This window comes from Rothia sp. ZJ1223, assembly GCF_016900985.1.
In the GTDB taxonomy this organism is placed as follows: Bacteria; Actinomycetota; Actinomycetes; order Actinomycetales; family Micrococcaceae; genus Rothia.
In genome coordinates this window covers 371,178-382,214 of record NZ_JAFEUT010000001.1, presented here as the reverse complement: position 1 = coordinate 382,214, position 11,037 = coordinate 371,178, and the positions used below count along the sequence as shown (strand labels likewise).

The following is an 11,037-nucleotide window of genomic DNA, read 5'->3' as shown; positions in this document are numbered from 1 at the left end:
AGAATTATCCTTCTAGAACAGAAGCGCGATGATCTAACATGCGCTGAGTAATAAGTGTTACCCCACCAGAGGTGACTCGGAACCAGCGTGCATCTTCTTCGGGATCTTGCCCTACAACAAGATTCTCGGGAATACGCACACGGCTATCAATAATACAGCGGGTCAGCTCAGCTGAACGCGCGATATTTACCTGGGGCAGAATAACGGTCTGCTCTACTTGTGCATAGGAGTGGACACGAGTACCCGTAAACAGCAAAGAGTTCTCTACCGTTGCCCCCGAGATAACACAACCACCTGAAATAAGGGAGTCAGTTGCAACACCGCGGCGTTCGCCCTTGTTGTGAACAAACTTTGCAGGAGGGGTGATCTCTCCGTAGGTCCAAATTGGCCAGGTACGATCGTAGAGATCTAGCGGGGGAATGGGACTGGTCAAATCGAGATTCGCCTGCCAGAAAGAATCAAGAGTACCGACATCGCGCCAGTAAGCTTCAACTTCGAGACCGCTGGTGATACAAGAATCCGCGAATCGGTGGGCGTATGCTCGACCGTCTGCCACAATCTTAGGAATGATGTCGTGACCGAAATCGTGGGAAGAAGAAATATCAGCTGCATCTTCTAACAGAATTTCGCGCAAGAATGCCCAATCGAAGATGTAGATGCCCATGGACGCGAGGGACTGATCAGGATTTTCGGGGGTACCGGGAGGATCAGCAGGCTTTTCGAGGAAATCAACGATGCGGCTATTGTTATCAACTGCCATCACACCGAAACCGCTTGCCTCTTCACGGGGAACAGTCAAGCAGCCGACGGTAACACCCGCGCCTTTTTCGACGTGATCCTGCAACATGATCTCGTAGTCCATTTTGTAGACGTGATCGCCTGCAAGAACAATGACGTAAGAGACATTGTAATCATCCACAATGTCAATGTTCTGGTAGATGGCATCGGCGGTGCCCAGGTACCACTGGTTTTCCGATACACGCTGGCTCGCGGGGAGGATATCGAGGAACTCACCGCGTTCTGCGCGGAAGAAGCTCCAGCCGCGCTGCAGGTGACGGATCAAAGAGTGCGCCTTGTACTGGGTTGCAACCGCCATCTTGCGAATACCTGAGTTGTAGGCATTTGACAGGGGGAAGTCGATGATACGCGCGTTGCCGCCGAACTGAACAGCAGGCTTAGCGCGCCTGTCGGTTAGTTCCTCTAGTCGGCTACCGCGTCCGCCCGCGAGGACGAAAGCCATGGCTTGGCTGGAGAGACGGTGCTTGGAGTCCCGAACACTGGTGGGCACAGAAAGGTTCATGATTGATCCTCAACAAAATAGATAACTGAAAGGGGCGGGAGCGTGAGCAGAGCGGATTGAGCTTCGTTGCTCATAGGCACGGGCTCAGTTTCGATGGCACCATCGTGACCGCGGTTGCCACCGTGGTAGTGAGAAGAATCGGTATTGAGTGCTTCAACCCAGCGACCTGCGAGGGGGAAAGGCACACGGAACCCCTCGCGCTCTACGGGGGTTAGATTCATTACCACAACAATATGAGGGTCGCCTAGGGCACCACGACGCAGCCAGGCGTATACCTGCTCGTCGATGGAATCCACCAGTAACCACTGGAAACCTTCGGGAGTCATCTCCCGCCGATGAAGAGCAGGCTGATTGCGGTACAGCGCATTGAGGTCGCGTACCAGTTCAAGAACACCTGCGTGACCGGGGTCGGTCAGGATATCCCACTGAAGTTCGCCCCGGTAATCCCACTCGCGGGGCTGACCAAATTCCTGACCCATAAACAGCAACTTCTTGCCGGGGTAAGCCCACATATAAGCCAAAAATGCTTTGAGATTGCCGAGTTTCGCGGCGTGATCTCCGGGCATGCGTCCGTACAGTGACCCCTTGCCGTGTACCACTTCATCGTGGCTAATGGGCAACATGAAGCGTTCGCTGAAAAGATAAGTGAACCCGAACGTCAGCAGGTTAGAGTGATGCTTGCGGTAAATCGGGTCAAGACCAAAGTACTTGAGTGAATCATTCATCCAGCCCATGTTCCACTTGTAGTCAAAGCCCAGACCACCGTGCTGGGTCTCTCGGGTCACGCCGGGGAATGTCGTTGATTCTTCAGCGACCATCATCGCCCCTTCAACGGTGCGTGCAATGGCGTCATTAGTGCTCTGAATAAAGTCGATAGCCTCGTAGTTCTCGTTGCCGCCGTCTTTATTGGGCACCCACTGACCGGGCTCTCGGGAATAGTCACGGTGAATAATGGACGCTACGGCATCGACGCGCAGACCATCGAGGTGATACTCCTGTAGCCAATAGAGCGCATTAGAACGCAAATGACCGGCAACTTCTGGTCTACCGTAGTTATAAATCAGGGTGTTCCAATCGGGATGGAAACCCTCCTGCGGGTTCTGGTGCTCGTAGAGAGCCGTGCCGTCGAACTCACCCAGACCGTGAGCGTCCGTGGGGAAATGACCGGGAACCCAGTCGGCAAGAACCCCGAGTCCGCGCTGATGGGCGCAATCAACAAACGCCTGGAAATCCTCAGGAGTACCCAACCGTGAGGTGGGGGCGTACATACCCACCGGCTGATAGCCCCAAGAACCACCGAAGGGATGCTCTGTAATGGGCAGAACCTCGATGTGGGTAAAGCCCAAATCAGCTACATAATCAATCAGATTCTGCCAGCCCTCTTTACGCCAGGATTCTAAATGAACCTCGTAGATACTCACCGGAGCATCCAGTGCTTGGGCTTGCGAGCGCGTCGCTAGCCATTGCTCGTCTGACCACTTGTAATGCCCTAAAGACCGCACCACTGAGGCGGTTTCAGGGGGTAGCTGGGCACCTATCGCTACGGGGTCTGCTTTGAGAGGCAGCACCTGATCATGAGCGCCCAAGATTTCATACTTGTAGATTTCGCCTTCGCCCAGACCGGGAATAAAGAGCTCCCAGATTCCGCTAGAACCGCGCGGACGCATGGGGTGGGCAATACCGTTCCAGTGGTTAAAAGCGCCCACTACAGATACCCGCCGGGCATTAGGTGCCCACACGGCAAAGTGGACTCCCTGTACCCCCTCGTGAGTCATCGGGTGAGAACCGAGTGTCGTCCACAGGCTCTCGTGCCGACCCTCACCCACCAAGTACTCATCAACAGCACCCAAAACGGGGGAGAACCGGTATGGATCTTCTCTCTCATCTACCCATCCACTGACCCACTGGATGCGTAGCTTGTAATAGGGAAGCAACTGCCCGCTAAAGACCGGTAGGTCACCCCATAACTGAGTCAGCTCGCTTTGATCAGTGCTGTTAACAGCCCATACCTTTTGAGCGCCTGGTATAAGAACTACCAGACCATCCTCGCTCGGTCCCAGAACCCGAAATGGGTCTGGGTGTTTTCCTGCTGCGAGTGCTCGTGCTTCTGACTCAGTTATCATGGGTGATCTTGCTCCTTAGTGTGCAGCGACTAAGCCTTACAGGGCTGAGTCAATGCCCCATACTTCTCTCATGTAGTCACGCACTGAGCGGTCTGAACTGAAGTACCCCATGCGGGCAATGTTCAGAACTGCCATGCGCTGCCAGCGAGTCTCGTCGCGGTATGCTTCTTCGACTTCTTGTTGAGCACGGTCATAATCATCGAAGTCTGAGGCAACCAAGAACCAGTCGCTGTTCCACATGTTGTCGACCAGCTGACCGAAGCGGTAGGGCTCTTCTTTGCTGAAGGTGCCCTCTGCGACTGCCTGAAGAATATCGCGCAGTGCCTGGCTCTTCTCAATGGCTGCCCTGGAGTGACCGGGCTGGCTGCGACGTTCAGCGACCTGCTCAGTGGTCAAACCAAAGAGGAAGAAGTTCTCCGCACCCACTTGCTCACGGATTTCAACGTTAGCGCCATCGAGAGTGCCGATGGTTAGCGCGCCGTTGAGAGCGAACTTCATGTTGCCGGTACCCGATGCCTCCATGCCTGCAGTTGAAATCTGTTCACTGAGATCGGACGCGGGAATCAGCTTCTCTGCCATCGACACGTTGTAGTTAGGCGGGAAAGCGATGCGCAGCAAGTGGTTGGTCTCGGGATCATTGTTCACAACCTCGGCAACGTCATTAATCAACTTAATGATGTCTTTAGCGGTGTGGTAACTGGGTGCTGCCTTACCAGCAAAAATCTTCACACGGGGAACCCACCCTGCGTTGGGATTACGCTTAATGCGCTGGTAATGCGCGATGGTCCACATGATGTTCAGCAGCTGACGCTTGTACTCGTGCATGCGCTTGACCTGCGAGTCAAAGAGCGCATCGGTGGGCAACACAATGCCGTGTTCATCCTTCAACCACTGCGTAAAGCGCAGCTTGGCTTCCTTCTTTGTCTGCCCAAAAGCCTCCAAGAACTGGGGATCATCAGCATAGGGCTCAAGTTCACGCAGACGATCAAGGTCAGTTTCCCAACCCTCACCGATGGTCTCGGTAATCAAGGTCGCCAAAGCGGGGTTAGCAATCTTCAGCCAGCGGCGGGGAGTAATACCGTTGGTAACGTTCACAATGCGATCGGGGTTGAGTGCGTTCTGCACCGGGAACAGCTCGGTCTTCACCAGCTCGGTGTGCAGCGCCGAAACACCGTTTACCTTGTGGCTGGTGCTAAAAGCCAAGCTGCCCATATTGACCTGGTCGCCCGAAATCAGGCGGTCAGGGTGCGCCGAGCCTGCCTGCAGCTCAACCAACTTCTGGTCCAAACGCTCGATAATCTGCAGGTGACGCGGCAGAACATTGCGCATCAAGCCAACAGTCCAACGCTCCAGCGCCTCGGGCAGCAGAGTATGGTTGGTGTAACCCAAAACGCGGGTTGAGAGATCAACAGCGCGGTCAAAATCGAAACCGTGTTCATCAACCAGAATACGAATAAGTTCAGGACCAGCAATTGCCGGGTGCGTATCGTTCATCTGAATAGCAGCGTGCTGATCAAGGTTCTCCAAAGAATCATGACCCACCAGGTGACGACGCACGATATCTTGAACGGACGCCGAGGTCAGAAAGTACTCCTGCGACAGGCGCAACTGCTTTCCACCGTCCGTCGTGTCATTGGGGTAGAGCACACGGCTGAGGCTACGCGCCATAGTTTCAGCTTCGGAGGCTGCCGCGAACTCACCGGAGTTAAATCGACCCAAATCGAAGAGATCAGCATTGGGGGTTGCTGCCCACAGACGCAGGGTGTTAGCCCACTGAGCGCCGTAACCAACAATCGGGGTATCAAATGCCTGCGCCTGGACGTGAGTGCCGGGATTCCAGCGCAAGACACCGTTCTCTTCATAGACATCACCGCCAAAGCCCACACCGTAGACCGATTCGGGGCGACTGAAATCCCAGGGAGTACCGTGAGCCAGCCAGTTCTCAGGGTTTTCCTGCTGGCGTCCGTCTTCAAAGCTCTGCTCGAACAAACCGTGCTCGTAGCGCAGGCCGTAACCGTAGGCGGGGCAACCAACAGTTGCCATAGATTCCATGTAGCAAGCTGCCAAACGCCCCAGCCCACCGTTACCGAGAGCAGCATCAGGTTCTTCGCGGACGACGGTCTCAAAATCCACACCCAAATCAGCCAGCGCCTCAGCTGCGGTATCGCGAATACCGAGGTTGGTCGCCAAATCTTCCATCAGTCGGCCAATGAGGAACTCCATGGAGAGGTAATAAACGCGCTTGCGATCCTCCTCCCAGGTACGACGGGTTGATGCAAACCAAGGCTCCACCGCCTGGTCGCGCAAAGCATGTGACAGGGCAATCAGCCAGTCAAAATTCGTGGAATGCTGCGGGTCTTTACCCGCAGTGTACTGAAGGTGCTTAAGAAGTGATTCTTTAAAAACAGGGGTTGATAGCTCAGGGTGTTCTTTATCTGACATACCCCTATCATAGCGCTATTGTATAGCGCAGATTACAATCCAAACGACATGCCGATAAATATCAAGATAATCCCTTATCGTGAGACAGGTCATGGCATTTTATGGGTAAAAAACTGCGGGTTTCTTACCCCATCATTCGGTAAGAAACCCGCAGTCTATTGTCTGTTCACAACTTTACCTACGCAGAACGCTTGACAACCTCTTTCGGCTGACCGTGAGCCCAAATAGCAGCACCCACAATGCCCGCATTATTACGTAGCTGAGCCATCACAATCGGGGTCTTAACATCCTCTTCAAAATAAGGTAAGAACTTCTCGGGGTTCTTAGAAACGCCCCCACCGACCACGAACAAATCAGGGGAGAAGAGCATCTCAACGTGGGTGAAATAGCGGCGCAGACGCTTGCCGTACTTCTTCCATGAAAGATCCTCGCGCTCGCGGGCACGGGCGGACGCCTTGCTCTCAGCATCGTGCCCATCAATCTCAAGGTGACCTAGCTCGGTATTGGGAATCAGCTGACCATTCATAATCAGAGCAGAACCAATACCGGTGCCCAAGGTAATCACAGCAATCAGACCTTCCTGATCGCGTCCCTGACCATAGACTGCCTCGGCAAGACCCGCTGCATCTGCATCGTTGAGGGCATACACGGTACGACCGCCCAAAGCCTCAGACATAATGCTCTGCAAATCAGCACCAATCCACGACTCGTCAACGTTAGCCGCTGAGAGGGTCACACCATTCTTGACGATGGCAGGAAAATCAATACCAATTGCTGAATCTTCAGCGGGTGAAAGCTCGCGGGACTGCAACTCGCTAACAATCTCGCGTACCACCTCAGCGCAATTTTCGGGGGTCGCCGGCGAGGGGGTGGGAATGCGAAAACGATCTGATACCAGTTGACCGGTGCGGGTATCAACAATGCCGCCTTTCATGCCGGTGCCGCCAATATCGATGCCAATAGCGAGATCAGCCCTAGTGGGTGCCGGAAGTTCCACGGTGATGGTTTCGGGTGCAGATGCCATCATGATTACCTTTCATTGCTCTTAATAAAATGTCAGTGAGAAGATGCGAAAGAATTAGGGCAGAGTCAGAATGTCAACGCCGTCGGCAGTAACAACCATAGTGTGCTCAAACTGGGCTGAGCGTTTGCGGTCGCGGGTGACAACCGTCCAGTCGTCCTCCCACATATCCCACTCAATATCGCCCAAGGTCAGCATCGGCTCAATCGTGAAAATCATGCCTTCTTCAATAACGGTGTCGTATGCCGGGGAAGCATCATAGTGGGGGATAATCAGACCGGAGTGGAACTCCCTACCAACGCCGTGACCGGTAAAGTCGCGCACAACCCCGTAGCCAAAGCGTGCCGCGTACTTTTCGATAACGCGCCCAATAACATTGATTTCGCGACCGGGCTTGACCGCTTTCATCGCGCGGTTGAGGGACTCTTCAGTGCGTTCTACCAGCAGGCGTGATTCTTCATCAACATCGCCTACTAACAAGGTGCGGTTGGTGTCGCCGTGCATACCGTCAAGGTAGGCGGTGACGTCCAAATTCAAAATGTCGCCGTCTTCAAGCACCGTGGTATCTGGAATGCCGTGGCAGATCACCTCGTTCAGTGAAGTACACACGCTCTTGGTGAAGCCGCGGTAGTCAACCGTAGAGGGGTAGGCGCCGTGATCGCAAATGTACTCGTGTACTAGCACATCAATCTGGTTGGTGGTGGTACCGGGGACGGCGATTTTTTCTGCTTCAACAATGGCACCTGCAGCGATTTTTCCGGCTGCACGGACGCGTTCAATTTCTTCTGCCTTGTAGAAGTTTGAGAGAACGCCTTCGGTGGGGTTCTTCTTGCCTATGTATTCAGGACGCACGATGTGGGCAGGAACTTTGCGCTGAGGGGCTACGGTGCCGGGTTTGAGGGTGCCGACGGGTGCCTTGCCGGGCTCTGCGGGCAGATTGTGAGAAGTCTTAGACATACTCTTTATGGTAGACGGTTCTCTTAGCTGACGCTGAGCCCTCTAGTCCCCTTATGCGTGCCAAGCCTAGAAATTTTTTCCCCTTTACCCGCCATTCACCTTTTAATGTACGTTTTACCTCACGCGGGGAGGTAAAACGTACATTAAAAGGTGAATGAGACATTGAACTGCTGAAACCACCACATTAGACTATAGCGTGAGTCACGCTAGTAAATTTTTAGAGAGAGGATGCTTATGAGCCAGTTGAGCGACGATTTGCCCGGTTCCACCAAGACCGAGTACTGGTACAACACATCAACCGGTGAGGTAGAGGAGGGGCAGCAGTCAGCAGTAACCAAGCTTTGGGGGCCTTACGCTACCTACGAAGAAGCCGCCAATGCGATGAAAACAGCCCAGGCTCGCAATGAGCAGTGGGAAGAAGAGAATAAGCGCTGGACTGAGGGGTAGAGCAGGTTTATCCCACACACCTGTACAATCTCCCGCGCCCTTTTAGTGAGTGTGCGGGAGATTTTTCTGAAGAAATATTTAGGGTCTGACAGCAGAAGGGGAAGCAACATAAGGTGAACTGGCTGGGCCTGGCATGAATCTCCCGCGCCAGTGCTAGCGAACACGGGAGAGAGCTAGTTCGCCCTTGCCGAGCCCGGAGCTATCTGTCGAATGAACCCCCATACCTGAGAATCTATTTAGGGGGCGTTAGACCTCAAAGCTGTGTTCGGGGGCGGGGTAAGCGCCTGAGCGAATATCGTCCTGGTAGGCGCGGGCTGCGTCCGAAAAAATCTTGTGCAGGTTCGCGTACTGTTTGACGAAACGCGCCATCTTGCCTTCGCGTAAGCCCATCATGTCTTGCCAGACCAGCACAAAACCTGTGGCATCGCTACCGGCACCGATGCTGACCATAGGTACAGGGCCGATGGCTTGGTTGACAGCGGCGGCAGTATCGTTAGTGGTCATTTCGAGCAGAACGCAGAAAGCGCCGGCTTCTACGAGGGCTTTAGCGTCTTCTACCACGTGGGCGGAGGCGTCCCCGCGTCCTTGAATTCTAAAGCCACCGAGGGCGTGTTCGGCTTGAGGGGTAAATCCGATGTGAGCCACCACGGGAATGCCGGCGTTCACTACAGCGCGCACGTGCTCGGCGTAGTAGGCAGAGGCTTCCATCTTAACGGCGTGGGCACCGCCTTCTTTCATGAAACGCACGGCTGTTTCAACTGCCTGGGCGGGGGAGATCTGGTAAGAACCGAAAGGCATATCTGCAATGACAAAGGCGCGTTTAGTCGCTGAAGATACGGCAGCTACTAGGGGAATCATCTGGTCAACGGTAATAGTGAGGGTTGATTCGTGCCCCAGTACGTTGTTACCTGCTGAATCACCGACCAACAGGGTTTCAATACCGGCCGCGTCAAAGACAGCGGCGGTGAGCGCGTCGTAACAGGTGAGCATCGCGAATTTTTCGCCGTCTGCTTTGGCTTGTGCCAGGTGGACGGTACGGATTTTTTTGACTTTATCGAGGGCGTAGTCGCTGTGACGGTCAGGTGCAGATGCAGACGCGCCGCTGCCGTAGGGGGCGGTGGTCTCAGCAGTGGGGTGGGTTGAACTCATAACCTTCATTTTACGGGTAGACGGTAACAAATCTAAGCGAACGTAGATTTTACACGCGCGTAACCTACGGATACTTCACACACCGCCACCGGTACATTGACCGGTTGGTGGTGCGTTATAGAGTTGAACCATAGAAAAGACAGTTGCGGGCTGTTGCCTGAAAACCGATGAGGAGTTGTGCTGTGGACCGTCAGCAAGAATTTGTTTTGCGCACCATTGAGGAACGCGATGTGCGTTTCGTTCGTCTGTGGTTTACCGATGTGGTGGGAACCCTCAAATCGGTTGCTCTAGCACCCGCTGAGGTCGAAGCCGCTTTTGCTGAGGGGTTAGGGTTTGACGGCTCGGCGATTGAGGGGTTAACCCGTATTTCGGAGTCTGACATGCTGCTGCAGCCTGACCCCTCCTCTTTTCAGATTCTGCCGTGGCGCGGTTCTGATGAGCCGACATCGCGCATGTTCTGCGATATTCTCACCCCCAATGGCGAGCCGAGCGCCTCAGACACCCGCGGCGTCCTCAAACGCATTCTGCAGAAGGCATCGGGTATGGGCTTCACCTGCTACACCTCACCCGAAATCGAGTTCTACCTGCTCAAATCTAAAGAGCTCAACCACGAGGGCAAGCCCGAGCCCGTAGATCACGAGAGCTATTTTGACCATACTCCCGGCGGAGTGGTGCAGGATTTCCGCCGCCGCGCGGTATCAACCCTTGAAGAAGTGGGCATTTCTGTAGAATTCTCGCACCATGAAATCGGCCCGGGACAGAACGAAATCGACCTGCGCCACGCGGACGCTTTGCAGACTGCCGATAACATTCAGACTTTCCGCACCGTTATCAAAGAAGTCGCCTACGCGCAGAACCTGTACGCGACCTTCATGCCTAAGCCTTTTACCGAGCACGCGGGTTCGGGCATGCACACCCACTTCTCTCTCTTCGAGGGCGATACCAACGCTTTCTTCGAGGCAGGATCGGAGTATCAACTATCAAAGACTGCACGTCACTTCATTGCCGGTGTCCTCAAATACGCCCCTGAATTTACCTCGGTGACTAACCAGTACATCAACTCTTATAAGCGTCTGTGGGGCGGTGGTGAAGCACCCTCTTACCAGTCATGGGGGCACAACAACCGTTCGGCACTGGTGCGCGTTCCTCTCTACAAGCCCAACAAAATGCAGTCAGCCCGCATTGAATACAGGGGTATCGACTCAGCTGCCAACCCCTACCTAGCGTATGCCGTAGTGCTGGCGGCGGGGCTCAAAGGCATCGAAGAGGAGTACCCCCTCTCGCCTGCAGAAAGCGACGATATCGCCGCTATGACCTCATCGGAGCGTCGCGCCTTAGGCTACAACGCCCTGCCCTCATCTCTTGATGAGGCACTTCGCCTAACCGAAGACTCAGAATTTATGGCTGAAACCCTGGGCGAGCAGGTCTTTGAACAGTTTCTGCGCAACAAGCGCAACGACTGGATTGACTACCGCTCCCAGGTCACCGCCTACGAGCTGAAAAATAACCTCGGGATTCTCTAACTTCCCGGTTATTACCGCCAGAACGTAACTTCTCGGGGCACAGTGCAGGTTTCACCTCTGTGCCTCGAACCGGTT

At 54.3% G+C, this 11,037-nt stretch carries 8 protein-coding genes; 2 read left to right on the top strand and 6 right to left on the bottom strand.

From position 1 onward, the window contains the following. Window positions 1-4: 4 nt before the first annotated feature. The 5 genes from glgC to map form a co-directional block, all read right to left on the bottom strand. A complete protein-coding gene (gene glgC, locus JTP09_RS01740) occupies window positions 5-1,300 on the bottom strand; it encodes a glucose-1-phosphate adenylyltransferase (RefSeq protein ID WP_204876308.1) in 1,296 nt (431 codons plus the stop codon). Beyond that, entirely contained in the window at window positions 1,297-3,423 is a 2,127-nt protein-coding gene (glgB, locus tag JTP09_RS01735; RefSeq protein ID WP_204876307.1) for a 1,4-alpha-glucan branching protein GlgB, read from the bottom strand. Before glgB ends, glgC begins: the two co-directional genes overlap by 4 nt. 36 nt (window positions 3,424-3,459) lie before the next feature. Further along, entirely contained in the window at window positions 3,460-5,865 is a 2,406-nt protein-coding gene (locus JTP09_RS01730; RefSeq protein WP_204876306.1) for a glycogen/starch/alpha-glucan phosphorylase, read from the bottom strand. A gap of 178 nt (window positions 5,866-6,043) precedes the next feature. Continuing rightward, entirely contained in the window at window positions 6,044-6,889 is an 846-nt protein-coding gene (ppgK, locus tag JTP09_RS01725) for a polyphosphate--glucose phosphotransferase (protein WP_204876305.1), read from the bottom strand. A 54-nt stretch (window positions 6,890-6,943) separates the two neighbouring features. Beyond that, window positions 6,944-7,843 carry a type I methionyl aminopeptidase gene (gene map, locus JTP09_RS01720; protein WP_204876304.1) on the bottom strand — a complete coding sequence of 300 codons (900 nt, stop codon included), beginning with the start codon at window positions 7,841-7,843 and terminating at the stop codon, window positions 6,944-6,946. 234 nt (window positions 7,844-8,077) lie between these two features. On the opposite strand from map, the gene JTP09_RS01715 reads away from it, so the two are divergent. Then, the gene (locus JTP09_RS01715; protein WP_204876301.1) at window positions 8,078-8,290 is read left to right on the top strand and encodes an SPOR domain-containing protein; all 213 of its coding nucleotides are present in this window, start codon (window positions 8,078-8,080) and stop codon (window positions 8,288-8,290) included. A gap of 246 nt (window positions 8,291-8,536) precedes the next feature. On the opposite strand, the gene panB is transcribed toward JTP09_RS01715, so the two are convergent. Further along, on the bottom strand, window positions 8,537-9,448 hold the full coding sequence (gene panB, locus JTP09_RS01710; protein ID WP_370592466.1) for a 3-methyl-2-oxobutanoate hydroxymethyltransferase: 912 nt from the start codon (window positions 9,446-9,448) through the stop codon (window positions 8,537-8,539). Between the two features lie 173 nt (window positions 9,449-9,621). Here panB and JTP09_RS01705 point away from each other — a divergent pair, with 173 nt between their 5' ends. Further along, complete coding sequence (locus JTP09_RS01705; protein WP_204876297.1) at window positions 9,622-10,962, top strand: glutamine synthetase family protein; 1,341 nt, start codon at window positions 9,622-9,624, stop codon at window positions 10,960-10,962. Window positions 10,963-11,037: the final 75 nt, after the last annotated feature.